We start from the raw sequence: 17,149 nt of genomic DNA, 5'->3' as shown, positions 1-17,149 counted from the left end.
ATTGCCAGCTCGGCGGAGCCGAGCGCAGCAGTTTGCCACTATCAGGTCGGGTTCATGCGTCGGGTTCAGACCGGGCAATCCCTTCTCCGCCGGAGTCCGGGTGTGCTTTGGTGAGACCGTGGTCGGTACAACCCAGCGCCTTGTCGACACCAACGGCGTGACCCTGCGGGTCACCGAGGCCGGCGAACGCGGCGCCCCGGTGGTGTTGCTGGCGCATGGTTTCCCGGAGCTGGCCTACTCCTGGCGACACCAGATTCCGGCGCTGGCCGACGCGGGCTTTCGTGTGCTGGCCCCCGATCAGCGCGGTTACGGCGGTTCGTCGCGGCCGGAGGACATCGCGGCCTACGACGTGGCCGCGTTGACCGGGGACCTAGTCGGCCTGCTCGACGACGTCGGGGCCGACCGAGCGGTCTGGGTCGGTCACGACTGGGGCGCTCCGGTGGTGTGGAGCGCCGCGCAGCTGCACCCCGAACGGGTCTCGGGTGTGGTCGGCCTCAGCGTCCCGCCGGTGCCTCGTCCCCAGGTTCCGCCGACGGCCGCCTTCCGCAGCATCTTCGGGGAGCACTTCTTCTACATGCTCTATTTCCAGCAACCCGGTGTCGCCGACGCCGAACTGGATTCCGACCCGGCGCGCACTATGCGCCGGATGATGGGCGGGCTGCGGCCCCCCGACGCCGACGCGGCGGCGCGGATGGCGGCTCCCGGGCCGATGGGCTTCATCGAGCGGCTGCCCGAGCCGGCTGCCTTACCGGACTGGATCAGCACCGAAGAGCTGGACCGCTACATCGCCGAATTCACTCGCACCGGTTTCACCGGCGGACTGAACTGGTACCGCAACCTCGACCGCAATTGGGAGATCATGGCGAATCCGCCGTCGGCCACCATCGACGTCCCCGCATTGTTCATCGCCGGCACCGCCGACCCGGTGCTGGCTTTCACCCGGCGCGACCGGGCCACCGAACTGGTGAGCGGCCCCTACCGGGAGGTGATGATCGACGGCGCCGGCCACTGGCTGCAGCAGGAACGGCCCGGCGAGGTCAACGCGGAGCTGCTGGAGTTCTTGGGTGGGGTGCAGCTGTGAGCCAGCCGCTGCGCTTCGGGGTTTTCATCACCCCCTTTCACGCGCTGGGGCAATCACCTACGGTCGCACTGGAATACGACCTGGAGCGGGTAGTCGCCCTGGACCGGCTGGGCTTCGATGAAGCCTGGTTCGGCGAGCACCACTCAGGTGGCTACGAGCTGATCGCCTGCCCCGAGGTGTTCATCGCGGCGGCCGCCGAACGCACCAAGCACATCCGGCTCGGTACCGGCGTGGTCTCGCTGCCCTACCACCACCCGCTGATGGTGGCCGATCGCTGGGTGCTGCTGGATCATCTGACCCGCGGCCGGGTGATGTTCGGCGCCGGGCCGGGCGCGCTGCCCACCGACGCCTACATGATGGGTATCGATCCCGTCGAGCAGCGCCGGATGATGCAGGAGTCCCTGGAGGCGATCCTGGCGCTGTTCCGTGCCGAACCCGGCGAACTGGTCACCCGGCACTCGGACTGGTTCACGTTGCGCGACGCCGCGCTGCACATCCGGCCCTACACCTGGCCTTACCCGGAAGTCTCCTGCGCGGCAATGGTTTCCCCGTCCGGTCCGCGGCTGGCTGGTGCGCTGGGCACCTCACTGCTGTCGCTGTCGATGTCGATCCCGGGAGGCTTCGCCGCGCTCGAGAGCGCCTGGGAGGTGGTGCGCGAGCAGGCCGCAAAGGCCGGCCGCGACGAGCCGGACCGGGCCGACTGGCGGGTGTTGAGCATCATGCACGTCGCCGACACCCGCGAGCAGGCCCTGGACGACTGCACCTACGGCCTGCAGGATTTTGCGAACTACTTCGGCGCGGCCGGGTTCGTCCCGCTGGCCAGCTCCGTCGCGGGCGAATCGCAGTCGCCGCGGGAGTTCGTCGAGGCCTACGCCGCCGCCGGCAGCTGCTGCATCGGCACCCCCGATGACGCGATCGAACACATCACCGACCTGCTGGACCGCTCCGGCGGGTTCGGCACCCTGCTGTTCCTGGGTCACGACTGGGCGTCTCCGGAGGCCACCTATCACAGCTACGAGCTGTTGGCCCGCAAGGTGATTCCGCACTTCAAGGGCCAACTCACCGCCCCCCGGGCGTCGCACGAATGGGCCAAGGGCATGCGCGACACCTTGTTCGGCCGAGCCGGCGAGGCGATCAAGAACGCCGTGGTGGAGCACGCCGCCGAGCACACGGACGGAACCGGACCGCGTTGATGCGTGCGGCGGTGCTGCGCGACGGCCGCATGGTCTACCGGGACGACGTTGCCGAACCCACGCCTGGCCCTGGCCAGGTGCTGGTCGAGGTGACCGCCTGCGGGATCTGCGGTTCCGATCTGCACTTCGCCGCGCACGGCGAGGCGGTGCTGGCCACGACGAAGTCGATGAGCGGCATCCCCGCCGCCGACGCCGCCGTCGACCTGGGTGCCGACATCTTCATGGGCCACGAGTTCAGCGCGCGGGTGCTGCAGGCCGGGCCCGGCACCGATACCTTCCCCGCCGACACGCCGGTCACCTCCATTCCGGTCCTGTTGGGCGCGAAAGGTATTGAACCGATCGTCTACTCCAACATCACCATGGGCGGCTACGCCGAGAAGATGTTGCTGTCGGCTCCGCTGCTGCTGCGGATTCCCAACGGCCTCGATCCACGACATGCCGCGCTAACCGAACCGATGGCGGTGGGACTGCACGCGGTCAACAAGTCCGGAATCACCCCGGGCGAGACGGCGCTGGTGCTGGGCTGCGGCCCGATCGGGATGGCGATCGTTGCCGCCCTGCGCGCCGGTGGCGTGGAAGACATCGTGGCCGCGGATTATTCGCGCACCCGACGTGAACTCGCGAGCGTGATGGGGGCGCATCGCTGCATCGACCCCGCCGAGGGGTCGCCGTTCGACACGGTCAAGCCGAAGGTGATCTTCGAGGCGGTCGGTGTGCCGGGCATCATCGACGACGTGCTGCGGCGCGCGCCGGCCGGCAGCCGGCTGGTGGTCGCCGGGGTGTGCATGCAGCCCGACACCGTGCACCCGTTCTTCGGTATCGCCAAAGAGATCAGCGTGCAGTTCGTGCTGGCCTACGAGCCCGCGGAATTCGCCGCGTCGCTGCAGGCCATCGCCGAGGGGAAGGTCGACGTGTCGCCGCTGATCACCGGCGAAGTCGAACTCGACGGCGTCGGGGCGGCGTTCGATGATCTGGCCGACCCCGACCGGCACTGCAAGATCCTGGTCACACCTTAGGGCCCGTCATCCCCTGGGAAAGGCGCCGGCCGCACGCAGCCGCTTCGACCACCCGCCGACGAGTTCGACCAGCTCACCCAAGTCGTCGCCGAGGCGGGCGACGATCGGGGCACACGCCGCATCGGTGGCCGTCTCGACCGACTCGCGGGCCGCGCGCCCCGCGTCGGTGAGTGCGCCGTCGCGCGCCAGGCCCCGCTGCGCCAGCCGCTCCTCACCGGCGCTGAGTTCGTCAGCGGACCAGGCCCTGGACCGGACGTAGGTGCGCGGCCGAAAACCGCGGTAGAGCTCGGTGATCAGGCCGATCTCTACTCCGTCGAATCCCTCTGCTGTCCAAGCGTTCACGTGCGCGTCGCCGCGGTATTCGCGCAGTTGATCGGCCAGCTGCCAGGCATCGGTGAGCGGATCGCCTGCCAGTCCGTCGGCGACGAGCCCGGCGAATAGTGGCTTGCCGGCCAACGCGAGTCCGTCCGCGGCGCGGCGCAGCAGCTCTACCGCGCGAGCGAGGCCCTCCGGGGACTCACCGAGGACCCGCCGCAGCTGGGCGACTGAACCGTCGGTGCGGGCCGCCCGGATGGTCGGCGCGTCGGTCAGCGTCCAGCCATAGTCGACGGCCGGCACCACCACCGCCGGGTTGAACACCGCGAACGTCGCGGCGATCACCGCACCGGGTGCCTGCCCCAGCGCCGAGCCACGGCTGCAGAAGTAGGCCGGCCCGTCCGGCATCTCCACGCCACCGGAGGTTGCGGGGCTGGGCCGAAAACCCAGGGCCGCGTAGCCGCGGTGACACTCCGGGGCGAAGTACACCTGCCCGGCGAAGGCCTCGATGGCCGTGGACAGTGCTCTCGCGGGAGCGGCGGTCATCGGTTCAGTGTGCCGCATCCTTTGGCGCAGACTTGCGATCGACTCCGCTAGGGTGCCACTCATGCCGACACGCAGCGCCCGGAAGGTTCTCCGCTGGTCGACGACGCTGGCCCTGGCCAGCCTGGTAGGCGTCGCGACCGCCGGCTGCGACGCCGCGCCGGGTGTCGTCGGCGCGGACCAGGCCCGGCAGGTGACCGTCGTGGGAACCGGTGAGGTACAGGGCATTCCGGACACGTTGACCACCGAGGCGGGTATTGAGTTCGTCGCCGGCGATGTCACCAACGCGATGAACCAGACCAGTGAGCGCCAGCAGGCGGTGATCGACGCACTGGTGGACGCCGGGGTGGACCGCAAGGACATCAGCACCACCCAGGTGAGTCTGCAACCGCAGTACGGCAACGCCGAGGCGGGCGGGTCGGCGAACATCACCGGCTACCGCGCCAGCAACACGATCCGGGTCAAGGTCGAACGCGATTCCGCCTCCCAGGTGCTGGCCGTGATCGTGCGGGCCGGCGGGGACGCCACCCGGATCAACGGGGTCAGCTACTCCATCGAGGACGATTCGCAGCTGGTGCGCGACGCCCGCGAGCGGGCCTTCCACGACGCCAAGGACCGGGCCGAGCAGTACGCGCACTTGTCCGGGTTGCGCCTGGGCCGGGTGCTCTCGATCTCCGAGGTGGCCGATGGCACGCCGCCGCCGTCGCCGGTCGGCATGCCGATGCCGCGCGCGATGGCCGCTCCCCCCGTGGAGCCCGGCCAGCAGACGGTGAGCTTCTCGGTGACCGCGGTGTGGGAGCTGGACTGAGCGCTGCGTGTTCCGGGCTGCCGCGCTTCGGCGTCGGAATGGCAAACCGCGGTATGCTGGCATACATGAAGCGGACAACCGTCAAGATCCCCGACGCGTTGGATGCCCGGCTGCGACACGAGGCTCGTCGACGGAACTTGAGCATCTCAGAGGTCAGCCGTGAAGCACTCGAGGCATACCTCGGCGAAACCAGTGGCCGCCGGCGCCTGAACGCAGCGGCTGCCGGCCGCAGCGGCCGAAGCGATATCTCCGAACGTATCGAAGAGATTCTCGCCGCCGAGGTCCGACGATAGGGGCCATTGTCGTCGATGCGGGCCCCCTGTACGCCTACGTCGACGCCGACGACGCGCACCATGCGTCGTCGCTGGAGCTTCTGCAGACCCATCCGGGCCCGTTGATCGTCCCGACGCTCGTCATCACCGAGGTGGTTTACCTACTGGGTACCCGGCTGGGCGTCGAAAGCGAGGTGCGGTTCCTCGGCGACTTGGCCGATGGTGCTTTCGCGGTCGAGTCGGTCGCAGCAGGAGATTGGCTGCGGATCGCGGAACTTGTTGCGCGGTACCAAGACCTCCCTCTGGGGACCGTAGACGCCTCCGTGGTAACCGTGGCTGAACGGTTAGGCATCCATGAGGTCGCGACCGTCGACCGTCGTCACTTCAGCATCGTCCGTCCGTGCCACATCGAGGCCTTCACCCTCCTTCCATGACGCCTCAGACACCGGCGTTTTCGACGCAGGAGGTAACACTGCTGTTGCGTCCAATCGACTGATAGGCGGGCGCTTCCGCGTGGTCCAACGAGCGGCCGACGGCATCTCAAGCAGTGCTAGCCTCGCGATGTCGTATGCCACATGGAGCACTTCTCCGTATCCATACGCTGAGCAGGGTTGGCGTACCGCTTTTCCATTCCATACGACAGCCGCGGAATAAATAGCGGCTTCTTCGCTGGGAGTTCCAGCAACGGCGGTCGAAAGGATTGAATATGCTGCGCGGATCGCTGCGTCCAAGTTCCAGGGACCGTCCGCGATTTGTAAGGGCCCGCGGGTGATTGGCTTTCGTAGACTCCTTGGCACCGCTGTCGACACGATCCACTCGGCAACACGACTTACGGCAGGGCGTTGATGCATCTCGATGAGAAGAATGGAGGCTAGTAACGCCAAGACATCGACTGGCCCCGCATCGCCTGATGCATCGTCCAGCCGAGAGGCCTTGATTTGCGCGAGCTTCTCTCGATACGAACGCGAGTTGGCGAGTATTTCCAACTGCCATCGGAACATGTCATCGATCATCGCCGCCCGGCCGGCCTTTCTCCACCCTTATCGCGGTTCCAGATCGACGTTTGCGCACGTGCCCGAAAGGCGGTGACGAGCAGGGCTCCAATGAGTGTGAGCACCCACGATAGCAGGCTTCCGCGCATGAACTTCCATGGTTCGTCACCGGAAATTGCGCCAATGAGCGCCCACGACCGCGCACCAAATAGGCCGAAGAGCACGACACTCGCAACGTATGCGGCCCAGACAGCCAGCACATGCCAGTCTGACTTCCGTGCTGGGACTGGCAGTGGGTGACCAAACGCTGGCCAAATCATCAAGAACCCTGCGACAAGAAAAACCGCCGCTACGTCGATGAGCCGATAGTGAAATGCGTTTAGCAACAGGCCGACCCCGATGATGTACGCGACGCGTCGAACGAACGACAGTAGAATTTCTTTGTCGTACCAATGATAGCCGGATCCGAAGTCCCCAAAGACTACGTCCACAATCGCGAAGTACGGGCCTCGCAACCTATTGTCAAGCGCGATAGCAGCCGCAACCACTATTGCTGGGCCTATGATGAACACCCAACTAGGATGCTCTGGGTCGAAGAACGGCACTGATCACAACTCTACGACTGTGTCAGGCGTCACCCACATACCGTGGCCGGTTTGTTCATTGATGAAGCGAAGGCCGTCATCCTCCACCGCGGTTATCGTCCATCCGAGTGCATGGTACACTCGATGATCGATTTTTGTTCTGGCCAAGGCGCCGATTTGGCCATCGGACCATTCGATGGACCCGTTGGCGTCACACTTTACGCCATGAAACGGCGTTCCGTCTTCGTGGCATTGCCAGTTCTTCTCCGGTGTTTCACACCCGATCCAACCGTCCGTGACGAGGCAGCTTATTAAACCGGACGCGGTCTCTACTGCGAGGTAGCCGTGGGTGCCTGGTTCAAGGCTGACCGCATCTTCCACTTGCCTGCCTTCCTGTTCATACGGGGTGGTCCAGGAGATCTAGCGCTGACATAGCATCGTCCGCAGTGCAATCTTCGTCGGTTAGGTATGCACCGTCGCCTGAGAACAGCTACACCGAGACATACCACGTCACCGCACAGGGCGGAACTTCATCCGGCAACCCGGCCGAAGCTAGCTCGCTTCATATGCGCTTCCTGTCCCATCGCTTTACTGCCGCTAGAGGTCCGGGCCCGGGTAACCGGGTAGACGTAATCCGGCACCCGGAACGTTCAGCTCTGGTAGATCCGCGGGTCCAAGGTGCCGATGTAGGGCAGGTCGCGGTAGCGCTCGATGTAGTCCAGGCCGTAGCCGACCACGAAGTCGTTCGGGATGTCGAAGCCCACGTAGGCGATGTCGACGGCGGCGCGCGCCGCGTCGGGTTTACGCAGCAGTGTGCACACGCGCAGCGACCGCGGCCGCCGGGCGGCCAGGTTGCGCAGCAGCCACGACAGGGTCAGTCCGGAGTCGACCACGTCCTCGACGATCAGCACGTCGCGGTCGCTGATGTCACGGTCGAGGTCCTTGAGGATGCGCACCACTCCCGACGACGACGTGGATGACCCGTAGGAGCTGACCGCCATGAACTCGAACTGGGTGGGCAGCGGGATCGCCCGGGCCAGGTCGGTGACGAACAGCACCGCGCCCTTGAGCACGGTGATCAGCAGCAGATCCCCGCTCTCGGCGCGGTCGCGCCCCTCCGCGTAGTCGGCGGCGATCTGTGCACCGAGCTCGGCGGTGCGGGCCCGGATCTGCTCTTCGGTCAGCAGTACCGACTTGATGTCACCGGCGTATGACTCGGGTGTCTCTCCCGGCGAGAACGCAGCCACCAGCACAGCGTGCCATGCGCGATGTTCGACAACCAACTTCCACCGCACAAAATCACGCCCGATGCTCAGATCGGCTCCGGGTGCAGCCGCAGCACACCCTCGCCACGAACCGCGAACAGCCGCTGTTCGCGCAGCTCCGATCCGACCGCCACACCGCCCTGTCCGCGCCAGTGCGTGACCAGCCGCTCCACCGCCCGGATCTGCTGGTCGGTCAGCCCGCGGCCGCCGCCGGCCAGCAGCCAGCGCCGGATCACCGCGCGGCGCACCGGGCCGGGCAAGGCGGCCAGCGGGGCGGTGTCCAGGCCGTCCGCGACATCGGGCAGCGCTTGGGCGGCCAGCGCATCGATGAGCTCGGTGTTCTCCCGCAACGCGGTCGCGGTGCGGGCCAGCGCCTGCGCGACCCCGCCACCGAGTACGTCCTCCAGCAGCGGCAGCACCTCGGAGCGCAGCCGCGCCCGGGTGAACCGCCGATCGCTGTTGTGCGGGTCGAGCCACGGCGTCAAGCCCAGCTCGGCGCAGGCATCCTGGGTCACCTCCCGGCGCACCCCCAGCAGCGGCCGGCACCACGGTGGGTCGTAGGGCCGCATCCCGGCCATCGAGCGGGGCCCCGAGCCGCGGCCCAGCCCCAGCAGCACCGTCTCGGCCTGATCGTCGAGGGTGTGACCCAGCAGCACGGGAGCCTGGTCGCGGGCCTGGTCCAGGGCGGCGTACCGGGCAGTGCGTGCCGCCGCCTCCAGGCCGCCCCGAAAACCGTCGATAGTCACCGGGATGATTTGTGCGGCAACGCATCCCAGCTCAAGGGCGTGGCTTTGGGCGAACTCGGCCACCTGCGCCGAGCCGGCTTGCAGGCGGTGGTCGACGATGAGCGCCGTGGTGGGTCGCTCGCGCGCGGCGACGGCGGTCAGGGCCAGCGAGTCCGGGCCGCCCGACAGCGCCACACACCAGCGGCCGGCCTCGGGCAGCTGCTGGTCGGCGAATGCCACCAGCGCGGCGCGCAGCCGGGCTAGAGCACCCGATCGATCCACTGCTGCGGCTCTTCGATCTCGGCGGGCAGCGGCAGGGTCTGCGGACCCGACCAGACCGCGTTGAACCGGTCCATGCCGACCCGGCCGACCACGGCGTCGACGAACGCCTTGCCGCGGGTGTACTGACTCAGCTTGGCGTCGAGGCCGATCAGCGCCCGCACCAACCGTTGCAGCGGCGGCTGGCTGCGCTGACGACGTTCCTCGAAGCGGTCGCGGATCATCGCCACCGAGGGCACCGCGGCCGGCCCGACGGCGTCCATCACGTGGTCGGCGTGACCCTCGAGCAGCGTGCCCAGGGTCAGCAGCTGGTCCAGGGCGGTGCGCTGCTCCTCGGACTGCACGGCCCGCACCAGACCCAAGATCCCCGTCGGCGCAGTGCCATCGGCGGCATTTCGGCCGCGGCGCAGGTAGTCGGCCAGCCGGCCCACCACCTGGGTGACATCGGGGGTGCTCTCGCCGGTCAGCACCGCCAGTGCGTCTGACATGTAGCCCGGCAGCCAGGGGTTCACCGAGAACTGCACCCGGTGAGACACCTCGTGCAGGCACACCCACAGCCGGAAGTCGGCCGGTGTCACCCGCAGCTGCCGCTCGACGGCGATCACGTTGGGGTAGACCAGCAGCAGCGCGCCGCCGCCGGGACAGAACGGGTCGTACTGGCCGAGGATGCCCGAGGAGACGAACGCCAGCAGTGCACCGGTCTGCGCCCCGGCCAGCCGGCCGGTGAGGAACCCGGCGGACTTCTCGGTGCCGCCGGTCATCAGCCGCATCGACTCCGCCGCCGCGGCGATCCACTGGGGCCGGTCGATAACACGCGCCTCCGGGACCGGACCGTCGGAGCCCAATCCGGTCACCTCACGCACCAGCGGTTCGGCGGACGCGGCGCTGCGGTACAGGTCGCCGATCACCTGTTCGCGGGTGTAGTCGGTCATCGGCGGCGCCGGGCGCGCCAGCCAGCCGCCGACGGTTGCGGCGAACCCCCAGTCCACCGCGCGTCCGATATCGAGCTCGCTCATCCGCATCCGCAGGTCCGTAGCACCGCGGCCAGCGCGTCGATCGCGGTGCGCCCGGTCGGCCCGGCATCGTTGGAGATGAACGCGAACGTCAGCACCCGGCGGTCGCGGTCGGTGACGACTCCAGCCAGCGCGTTCGTGCGGGTCAGCGAGCCGGTCTTGGCCCGCAGCCAGCCGGCCGCGCCACGCCCGGCCTTCGGGTTGAGGAAACGCTCGGACAGGGTGCCGCTGCCGCCGGCGACCGGCAGCATGTCCAGCAGCGGCCGCAGCTCGGGCTGGTCGGGACCGGCCGCCGCCTGCACCACGGCGTCCAGCGTTCGCGCCGACAACCGGTCGTCGACGGATAGCCCGCTGGCGTCCATCAGCGTGGCTCCGCTGACCGCGATGTGGGCGGTGGCCAGCCGGTTGGTGACTGCCTCGACCGCACCGGCGAAGGACCGCGGCCGGCCCATCGCCGCGGCCACCTCCCGGGCGATGCTTTCGGCCATCACGTTGTCCGAGGCGTTCATCATCTCGCCCAGCCGCACCACCAGCGGCGCCGAGGAGACCGCAGCCAGTTCGCGGCCGGTCACCGAAGTTGTTGCGATGCTGACCTTGTCGGTGTCGACGCCGAGCGCCGCGGCCAGCGCCTGTCCGGCGTCCAGAGCCGGGGTCAGCGACCGCCGGGACTCCACGGTGGTCGGCTGGGTGCGGCCGCCGTCGACCATCACCGACTCGATCGGGGCGATGTCGCCGCCTTCGATGTCGTCGGGATCCCAACCCGGCGCCATGCTGGGGCCGGTGAACGCCGACGTGTCGACCTGGACCTCGGTAGGCGTCACTCCGCTGCGGCGGACCTGATCGGCCAGGTCGCTGATCCGGGCGGCGTCGCGGTACCAGGTGTCTTGGCCGACCTCGGCCGTCGACAGCGTCGGGTCGCCGTCGCCGACCAGCACCACGACGCCGGGCTGGTCCCCGGTGATCACCCTGGTGGTGACGCGGGCGCCGAGATCCAGCGCCAGCAGTGCGGCCGCCGCGGTGAGCACCTTGTTGGTCGACGCCGGCTGCATAGGCAGATCTTCCTGCTGCGTCCACAGCGCCTTGCCACTCAGCGCGTCGGTGATCCGGCCGGTGAGCCGGCCCAGGTTGGGGTCGGCCAGCGCGGCCGACATGGCCGCCGCCAAGGCGCTGCCCGTCGGGACCGGGGCATCGTCGGTGACCGGCACCACCCCCGGGTTGGCGGTCGCCAACGGCGCCGGCGGCATGGAATGCGCGCCCGCACCGGACTCGTCCGGAAGCACGACCGCTGCCAGCACCACCACGGCTGCGGCCAGCGCCAGGACCGCTGCGGCAATACCCAGACGGGTGCTGCTGCGTCGCCACCGAGTGGAGTCCATGTCTCTCCTGCCTGTCGGGGCCAATTGTGCCGGACGGGCGGAGTCCGGGCATGAATCCGCGCCGCTCTAGACTGACGCGGTGCAATTCGACGTGACCATCGAAATCCCCAAGGGCCAGCGCAACAAGTACGAGGTCGACCACGCCACCGGGCGGGTCAAGCTCGACCGCTACCTGTACACGCCGATGGGTTACCCCGCCGACTACGGCTTCATCGAGGACACCCTCGGCGAGGACGGCGACCCGCTCGACGCCATGGTGCTGCTGCCGCAGTCGGTGTTTCCCGGCGTGCTGGTGGAGGCCCGCCCGGTCGGGATGTTCCGGATGACCGACGAGGCCGGCGGCGACGACAAGGTGCTGTGCGTGCCGGCCGGTGACCACCGCTGGGACCACATCTCCGACATCGGTGATGTCCCGGAGCACGAACTGGACGCGATCAAGCACTTCTTCGTGCACTACAAGGACCTCGAGCCGGGCAAGTTCGTCAAGGCCGCCGACTGGGTGGGCCGCGCCGAGGCCGAAGCCGAAGTCTCCCGGTCGATCGAACGGTTCAAGACCTCGGGTCACTGATCCGGCGGTTTAGCGAGGCTCGACGAAGGAGAGCCGAAGCTGGAACCGCCGCATGAACCGAGCGGTTTAGCGAGGCTCGACGAAGGAGAGCCGAAGCTGGAACCGCCGCGTTAATCCGGCGGTTTAGCGAGGCTCGACGAAGGAGAGCCGAAGCTGGAACCGCCGCGTTGATCCGGCGGCTGCGCGAACACCCCGAGCAGCAGTCCGAGCTGGGCGTCGAACACCGCCCCCGGTTGCGTCAGGGTGTCGTCGCCGTACCCACCGAACACTTCCAGGCTGGTCGCGCCGACGACGGCGGCCCAGAGCAAAAAGCACTTCGCGACGACGGCGTCATCGCCGGCGAAGCTGAATTCCTCGCGAACGCGATCGAAGTCCGACGACATTGGTTGCGCTGCAACGGGTTTCACGGAGGCGATGTCTCCGGCGTCGATGCCGTCGCAGACCGCGTCGAAGAACACCCGCACCACCCGGGTGCCCGGGGCGACGGTGCGTTCAGCGGGCGCGTGATATCCAGGGACCGGGCTGCCGTACAGCAGTGCCCACCGGGCCGGGTGCGCGAGCGCCCAGTCCCGCACGGCGTGGGCGATGGCGACGATGTCGCCGCGCCACGATGACGTCGGCGGCGCCGAGGCGCGGGCGGCGTCGACCGTGTCGGCCAAGTCCGAATAGGCGTCGACCAGCAGCAGGGTGAGCAACTCGTCGCGGCTGGCCACGTAGCGGTAGACCGCCGATGACACCATTCCGACGTCGCGCGCGACGGCGCGCAGGGACAGCCCCGCCGCCCCGTGGCTCAGCAGATGGCGCCGACCGACCTCAACGATCTGCGCTTCGATGCGTTCCCGCGACTCCTGCCGTTTGCCCACTCGGGCCAGTCTGCCAGATCCGCGAGCACTGCTCTTGTTTTTCCAAGGCCGCCGTGTCAGGATCACCCCTTAACGAGAGCACTGCTCTCATAACGGAAGGACGCGAGATGGCCACCCGATACGACCGACCCAGCGCACCGGCCCGCTTCGCCAACGCCGTGATCCGCCGGCTCGCCGAAGCGGGCCTCAGCATTGCCGGCACCCGCGCACTCGCCGTCCGCGGCCGCAAGACCGGCAAGCGCCGCGGCGTCGTGGTCAACGTGCTGACCGTCGACGGCATCGACTACCTCGTCGCGCCGCGCGGCAACACCGAATGGGTCCGCAACGTGCGGGCCGCCGGCCAGGTGCAGCTCGGCCCACGCTGGCGCCCCGCAACCACCCGGGTCACCGAAGTCGGCGACGACGACAAACCGGCGCTGCTGCGCGCCTATCTGCAGCGCTGGTACTGGCAAGTCAAGGGGCACATGGCGGGTCTGACGCCGCAGTCCAGCGACGACGACCTCCGTCGTGCGGCGGCCTCGCTGCCGGTCTTCTCACTCGGGTGACGGGCTCGTGGAGGCCCCCCGGGTCCGGTACAAGCTGGCCACGGTCGTCAGCACCAGCACCCCGACCACGACAGCCAGACTCGCCGGCGTGGGAATCTCCGGGACGTTGAAGTTCCGGCCGCCGTTGATGAACCACACCTCGTTGGTGCGCAGCGCGTGCAGCACCATCCGCACCCCGATGAACCCCAGGATCAGGGCCAGGCCCATGGACAGGTACACGAACCGGTTCAGCAGCTTGCCGAGAATGAAGTAGAGCTGACGCAACCCCATCAGGGCGAACACATTGGCGGTGAACACCAGGTAGGGCTGGCGGGTCAGCCCGTAGATGGCCGGGATGGAGTCCATCGCGAACACCAGGTCGGTGGTGCCCAGCGCCAGCGCCACCAGGAACATCGGGGTGACGGCCCACGCCCCGCTGCGGTCGCGGACGAAGAACCGCACCCCGGCCCACCGATCGGTGACGTTGAAGTGGGTGCGGGCGAACCGCACCACGATGTTGTTGCCGCCGGTTCCGCCGCCGTGGTCGCCGCCGGCCACACCGTGGTCGCTGTGGCGCAGCAGTTTGATCGCGGTGTAGGCCATAAAGGCGCCGAACAGGTAGAACGTCCAGGACAGCCGTTGCACGGCGACACCGCCCAGCGCGATGAACACCGCCCGAAACGACAGCGCCAGAACGATGCCGACGAACAACGCCTCCTGCCGGTACTTCTTGGGCACGTTGAAGCTGTTCATGATGATCACGAAGACGAACAGGTTGTCCACCGACAGGCTGTACTCGGTGAGCCAGCCGGCGAAGAACTGCATGCCGTACTTCGCGCCGTGGTGCCACCACACCCAGACGCCGAACGCCACCGCCAAGCTGATGTAGAACGTCAGCCGGGTCGCGACCTCACGGATCGACGGCTCATGCACCCGGCGGGCGACCAGGAACAGGTCGAAGCCGAGTACCGCGGCCAGTCCCGCGAACGTGACCAGCCATTCCAACAGCGACAGGTCCAAGGTGGCCTCCGGTCGTTGAGCAGTGTCGAATTGGGGCTTGTGCCACCTTGTGCAGCGGGACGCCCGACCGTACCCCGCAGCCCGCTTAGTATTTTCGCCGTGGTGACCGATATCGGGGGTACCGGCGTCCCCAGTGGCGTGCCCGCCGGCCCCGTCACCCGCGCAAGTGTGGCCCGGGTCGGTACCGCGACGCTGCTCAGCGCATTGTGCGGCTACACCGTGCTGTACCTGGCGGCACGCGACCTGGACCCGGCCGGCTTCTCGGTATTCAGCGTGTTCTGGGGGGCATTCGGCCTGGTCACCGGGGCAGCCAACGGCCTGCTGCAGGAGACCACCCGCGAGGTCCGGTTCGCCCGGGAGGGCGGGGCGAGCCACCCATCGACTCGGCCTCGGCACACCCGGCCGCTGTGGGTGGCCGGGCTGACCGGACTGGTGGCGGCCGGGCTGGTCGCCGCCAGCTCGCCGCTGTGGAGCAGCCATGTCTTCGTCGAGGCGCGCTGGCTGTCGGTCGGGCTGCTCAGCTTCGGACTGGCCAACTTCGCCGTGCACGCCGCCCTGCTGGGCACGCTGGCCGGCACCAATCGGTGGACCCAGTACGGGGCGTTGATGGTGACCGACGCGGCAATCCGGGTGGCGGTGGCCACCGCGACCTTCGTCATCGGCTGGGGCCTGGTGGGGTTCTTGTGGGCCACCGTCGCGGGCGCGGTGGCTTGGCTGCTGCTGCTGGTCACGTCTGCCGCGGCCCGATCGGCGGCACGGCTTTCGACCGCGGTGGGCACCGCGGACTTCCTGCGCGGCGCGGCGCATTCGATCACCGCGGCCGGGGCCAGCGCGATCCTGGTGATGGGTTTTCCGGTGCTGCTGCAGGCCACCTACGGCGAACTGGGCGCCGAGGGCGGCGTGGTGATCCTGGCGGTCACCGTGACCCGCGCGCCGCTGCTGGTGCCGCTGACGGCGTTGCAGGGCAACCTCATTGCGCACTTCGTCGACCAGCGCGGACGGCGACTGCGCGCGCTGGCCACGCCGGCAGCCTCCGTCGCCGCGCTGGGCGCGGCAGGTACGGTCGCAGCCGGCCTGGCCGGCCCGTGGCTGCTGCGCACCGTATTCGGCCAGGACTACAACGCCGGCGGGCTGCTGCTGGCCGGCCTGACCACCGGGGCGACCGCGATCGCGCTGTTGACGCTCACCGGCGCAGCGACCGTGGCCGCGGCGCTGCATCGCGCCTACGCGCTGGGCTGGGTAGGCGCGACGGTGGCGTCCACGTTGCTGTTGCTGCTGCCGCTGGACCTGTCAACCCGAACCGTCGTCGCACTGCTGTGCGGGCCGCTGGTGGGAATCGCCGTGCATCTGGCCGCGTTACGCGCGGCGCCCTGAGTGCGGACGTGTATTTTTTAGGCATCGATACCAGGTCAGAGACCCCTCACCCCGACGTCTGGATCATCGTCCCGGCCTTCGGCGAGGCAGCCGTCATCGGCGACGTGATCGCCGGAATCCGGTCGGTTTTCGCTTCGGTGGTCTGCGTGGACGACGGCAGCACCGACGACACCGCGGTGATCGCCCGGCGCGCCGGCGCCTACGTCGTGCGTCATCCGGTCAACCTCGGCCAAGGCGCGGCCATCCAGACCGGGGTGGAGTTCACCCGCCGACAACCCGGCGCCCGGCTGTTCGCCACCTTCGACGCCGACGGTCAGCACCGGGTGGCCGACGTGGTACGCATGATCGAGCGTCTCGACAGCGCGGACCTCGACATCGTCATCGGCACCCGGTTCGCCGCGCCCGAGGCCGCCGCCGCGGTGCCGCTTCTCAAACGTCTGGTGCTGCGGGCCGCGGTGGCGCTGAACCCGCGGATCCGCCGGCTGGGGCTCTCCGATGCCCACAACGGCCTGCGGGTGTTCAACCGGCGGGTCGCCGACGGGCTGGACCTCACCATGAACGGGATGAGCCACGCCGGGGAGTTCATCGCGTTGATCGCCGAAAACGGTTGGCGGGTAGGCGAAGAACCGGTCGAAGTGCTCTACACCGACTACTCCAAGGCGAAGGGCCAGCCGCTGCTCAACGGCGTCAACATCATGTTCGACGGCTTGCTGCGCAAGAGGATGTCGCGATGAACTGGATCAAGGTGTTGCTGATCGCAGCGGTGATGGCGCTGTTGATCTACCTGCTACTGTCCCGGCGGTCCGCCCAATCGCGAGCCTGGGTCAAAGTGGGATACCTGGTGTTCGTGGTGGCCGGCATCTACGCGGTGCTGCGCCCGGACGACACCACCGTGGTGGCGAACTGGCTGGGGGTGCGCCGCGGCACCGACCTGATGCTTTACGTCCTGATCATCGCGTTCGCCTTCACAACGCTGAGCACCTACATGCGCTTTCGGGACCTGGAACTGCGCTATGCCCGGCTGGCGCGGGTGATGGCGCTGGCGCAGGCCCAGCCGCCGGAACCGCCGCATCAACCACAAACACAGTAATTCGGCGACTCTTGGCCTGCTGGTAACAAAAGATTTGCCCCGCGTCTCGCTGCGGCGGCCACCCTGGGGCTCATGAAGGCGACCGAAATCCTGGCGGATCCGCTGGTCGAAGTCACGGCGACGTTATTGACGGTGCCGGCCCGGGAGTTGTACGCGTTGCTCTGGCGTGCCGGGGTGCTCGAGGTGCGGCATCCCGCACCCGCGCGCCCAGCGGCCGAAGTCCGAGAACTTCGGCCGGCCGGATGAAG

General features: G+C 68.4%; 21 protein-coding genes. 12 read left to right on the top strand and 9 right to left on the bottom strand.

Features of this window, described 5'->3' with window-relative positions:
• Window positions 1-118 precede the first annotated feature (118 nt).
• Genes A5648_RS11760 through A5648_RS11750 form a run of 3 tightly spaced genes read left to right on the top strand, consistent with a single transcriptional unit; the run spans window position 119 to window position 3,290 of the window.
• Window positions 119-1,081: an alpha/beta fold hydrolase gene (locus A5648_RS11760; protein ID WP_065024712.1), complete on the top strand. Its 963-nt coding sequence runs from the start codon at window positions 119-121 to the stop codon at window positions 1,079-1,081.
• Window positions 1,078-2,274, top strand: coding sequence for an LLM class flavin-dependent oxidoreductase (locus tag A5648_RS11755; protein WP_065024711.1), 1,197 nt, complete (start codon window positions 1,078-1,080; stop codon window positions 2,272-2,274). Before A5648_RS11760 ends, A5648_RS11755 begins: the two co-directional genes overlap by 4 nt.
• A complete protein-coding gene (locus A5648_RS11750) occupies window positions 2,274-3,290 on the top strand; it encodes a zinc-binding dehydrogenase (RefSeq protein ID WP_065024710.1) in 1,017 nt (338 codons plus the stop codon). The genes A5648_RS11755 and A5648_RS11750 overlap by 1 nt, the downstream gene beginning before the upstream one ends.
• A 6-nt stretch (window positions 3,291-3,296) precedes the next feature.
• Here the strand turns inward: A5648_RS11750 and A5648_RS11745 are convergent, their stop codons facing one another.
• Complete coding sequence (locus A5648_RS11745; protein WP_109470775.1) at window positions 3,297-4,151, bottom strand: SCO6745 family protein; 855 nt, start codon at window positions 4,149-4,151, stop codon at window positions 3,297-3,299.
• Between the two features lie 61 nt (window positions 4,152-4,212).
• Between A5648_RS11745 and A5648_RS11740 the strand changes: the two genes are divergently transcribed.
• From A5648_RS11740 to A5648_RS11730, 3 genes are all read left to right on the top strand, one after another.
• Window positions 4,213-4,956, top strand: a complete 744-nt coding sequence (locus A5648_RS11740) for an SIMPL domain-containing protein (protein ID WP_065024708.1) — start codon at window positions 4,213-4,215, stop codon at window positions 4,954-4,956.
• 65 nt (window positions 4,957-5,021) lie between these two features.
• Window positions 5,022-5,249 (top strand): CopG family transcriptional regulator, encoded by a 228-nt coding sequence (locus A5648_RS11735; protein ID WP_234787402.1) that lies wholly within the window; start codon window positions 5,022-5,024, stop codon window positions 5,247-5,249.
• Window positions 5,246-5,662 (top strand): type II toxin-antitoxin system VapC family toxin, encoded by a 417-nt coding sequence (locus A5648_RS11730; RefSeq protein WP_029249268.1) that lies wholly within the window; start codon window positions 5,246-5,248, stop codon window positions 5,660-5,662. Before A5648_RS11735 ends, A5648_RS11730 begins: the two co-directional genes overlap by 4 nt.
• Before the next feature lie 575 nt (window positions 5,663-6,237).
• Here A5648_RS11730 and A5648_RS23785 read toward each other — a convergent pair.
• From A5648_RS23785 to dacB, 6 genes are all read right to left on the bottom strand, one after another.
• Complete coding sequence (locus tag A5648_RS23785) at window positions 6,238-6,825, bottom strand: hypothetical protein (protein ID WP_131810556.1); 588 nt, start codon at window positions 6,823-6,825, stop codon at window positions 6,238-6,240.
• Window positions 6,826-6,828: 3 nt separating this feature from the next.
• The gene (locus A5648_RS23780; RefSeq protein WP_131810555.1) at window positions 6,829-7,185 is read right to left on the bottom strand and encodes a hypothetical protein; all 357 of its coding nucleotides are present in this window, start codon (window positions 7,183-7,185) and stop codon (window positions 6,829-6,831) included.
• A 269-nt stretch (window positions 7,186-7,454) separates the two neighbouring features.
• Window positions 7,455-8,099: a hypoxanthine phosphoribosyltransferase gene (gene hpt, locus A5648_RS11725; protein ID WP_109470771.1), complete on the bottom strand. Its 645-nt coding sequence runs from the start codon at window positions 8,097-8,099 to the stop codon at window positions 7,455-7,457.
• 17 nt (window positions 8,100-8,116) lie between these two features.
• Window positions 8,117-9,076, bottom strand: a complete 960-nt coding sequence (tilS, locus tag A5648_RS11720) for a tRNA lysidine(34) synthetase TilS (RefSeq protein ID WP_065024707.1) — start codon at window positions 9,074-9,076, stop codon at window positions 8,117-8,119.
• Window positions 9,055-10,089: a zinc-dependent metalloprotease gene (locus A5648_RS11715; RefSeq protein WP_082966451.1), complete on the bottom strand. Its 1,035-nt coding sequence runs from the start codon at window positions 10,087-10,089 to the stop codon at window positions 9,055-9,057. The genes tilS and A5648_RS11715 overlap by 22 nt, the downstream gene beginning before the upstream one ends.
• Window positions 10,086-11,462 carry a D-alanyl-D-alanine carboxypeptidase/D-alanyl-D-alanine endopeptidase gene (gene dacB / locus A5648_RS11710; RefSeq protein WP_065024705.1) on the bottom strand — a complete coding sequence of 459 codons (1,377 nt, stop codon included), beginning with the start codon at window positions 11,460-11,462 and terminating at the stop codon, window positions 10,086-10,088. The genes A5648_RS11715 and dacB overlap by 4 nt, the downstream gene beginning before the upstream one ends.
• A gap of 79 nt (window positions 11,463-11,541) precedes the next feature.
• Here dacB and A5648_RS11705 point away from each other — a divergent pair, with 79 nt between their 5' ends.
• Window positions 11,542-12,030 (top strand): inorganic diphosphatase, encoded by a 489-nt coding sequence (locus tag A5648_RS11705; RefSeq protein WP_065024704.1) that lies wholly within the window; start codon window positions 11,542-11,544, stop codon window positions 12,028-12,030.
• Between the two features lie 110 nt (window positions 12,031-12,140).
• On the opposite strand, the gene A5648_RS11700 is transcribed toward A5648_RS11705, so the two are convergent.
• Entirely contained in the window at window positions 12,141-12,893 is a 753-nt protein-coding gene (locus A5648_RS11700) for a TetR/AcrR family transcriptional regulator (RefSeq protein WP_065024703.1), read from the bottom strand.
• A gap of 107 nt (window positions 12,894-13,000) precedes the next feature.
• On the opposite strand from A5648_RS11700, the gene A5648_RS11695 reads away from it, so the two are divergent.
• Window positions 13,001-13,438, top strand: coding sequence for a nitroreductase/quinone reductase family protein (locus A5648_RS11695; RefSeq protein ID WP_065024702.1), 438 nt, complete (start codon window positions 13,001-13,003; stop codon window positions 13,436-13,438).
• On the opposite strand, the gene A5648_RS11690 is transcribed toward A5648_RS11695, so the two are convergent.
• A complete protein-coding gene (locus A5648_RS11690) occupies window positions 13,427-14,437 on the bottom strand; it encodes a TerC/Alx family metal homeostasis membrane protein (protein WP_065024701.1) in 1,011 nt (336 codons plus the stop codon). The two genes, A5648_RS11695 and A5648_RS11690, sit on opposite strands and share 12 nt — an antisense overlap.
• 102 nt (window positions 14,438-14,539) lie before the next feature.
• On the opposite strand from A5648_RS11690, the gene A5648_RS11685 reads away from it, so the two are divergent.
• The 4 genes from A5648_RS11685 (at window position 14,540) to A5648_RS24035 (ending at window position 17,147) form a co-directional block, all read left to right on the top strand.
• Complete coding sequence (locus A5648_RS11685; RefSeq protein WP_065024768.1) at window positions 14,540-15,811, top strand: hypothetical protein; 1,272 nt, start codon at window positions 14,540-14,542, stop codon at window positions 15,809-15,811.
• An 8-nt stretch (window positions 15,812-15,819) separates the two neighbouring features.
• Window positions 15,820-16,545 carry a glycosyltransferase family 2 protein gene (locus A5648_RS11680; protein WP_065024700.1) on the top strand — a complete coding sequence of 242 codons (726 nt, stop codon included), beginning with the start codon at window positions 15,820-15,822 and terminating at the stop codon, window positions 16,543-16,545.
• The gene (locus A5648_RS11675) at window positions 16,542-16,901 is read left to right on the top strand and encodes a DUF2304 domain-containing protein (protein WP_065024699.1); all 360 of its coding nucleotides are present in this window, start codon (window positions 16,542-16,544) and stop codon (window positions 16,899-16,901) included. Before A5648_RS11680 ends, A5648_RS11675 begins: the two co-directional genes overlap by 4 nt.
• A gap of 72 nt (window positions 16,902-16,973) precedes the next feature.
• Window positions 16,974-17,147: an Rv1535 domain-containing protein gene (locus A5648_RS24035; RefSeq protein WP_165607336.1), complete on the top strand. Its 174-nt coding sequence runs from the start codon at window positions 16,974-16,976 to the stop codon at window positions 17,145-17,147.
• The last annotated feature ends 2 nt before the right edge of the window (window positions 17,148-17,149 follow it).

It is taken from the genome of Mycolicibacter sinensis (genome assembly GCF_001673565.1).
GTDB classification, from domain to species: Bacteria; Actinomycetota; Actinomycetes; order Mycobacteriales; family Mycobacteriaceae; genus Mycobacterium; species Mycobacterium sinense_C.
Note: the sequence above shows the minus strand (reverse complement) of the source record. Positions and strands in the feature narration are given on the sequence as shown.

Bases quoted from the DNA above. Each gene is read 5' to 3' on its own strand.
- A5648_RS11750 (WP_065024710.1), top strand. From the start codon at position 2,274: ATGCGTGCGGCGGTGCTGCGCGACGGCCGCATGGTCTACCGGGACGAC.
- A5648_RS11745 (WP_109470775.1), bottom strand. From the start codon at position 4,151: ATGACCGCCGCTCCCGCGAGAGCACTGTCCACGGCCATCGAGGCCTTC.
- A5648_RS11735 (WP_234787402.1), top strand. From the start codon at position 5,022: ATGAAGCGGACAACCGTCAAGATCCCCGACGCGTTGGATGCCCGGCTG.
- A5648_RS11695 (WP_065024702.1), top strand. From the start codon at position 13,001: ATGGCCACCCGATACGACCGACCCAGCGCACCGGCCCGCTTCGCCAAC.
- A5648_RS11740 (WP_065024708.1), top strand. From the start codon at position 4,213: ATGCCGACACGCAGCGCCCGGAAGGTTCTCCGCTGGTCGACGACGCTG.
- A5648_RS11715 (WP_082966451.1), bottom strand. From the start codon at position 10,089: ATGAGCGAGCTCGATATCGGACGCGCGGTGGACTGGGGGTTCGCCGCA.
- A5648_RS11675 (WP_065024699.1), top strand. From the start codon at position 16,542: ATGAACTGGATCAAGGTGTTGCTGATCGCAGCGGTGATGGCGCTGTTG.
- dacB (WP_065024705.1), bottom strand. From the start codon at position 11,462: ATGGACTCCACTCGGTGGCGACGCAGCAGCACCCGTCTGGGTATTGCC.
- A5648_RS24035 (WP_165607336.1), top strand. From the start codon at position 16,974: ATGAAGGCGACCGAAATCCTGGCGGATCCGCTGGTCGAAGTCACGGCG.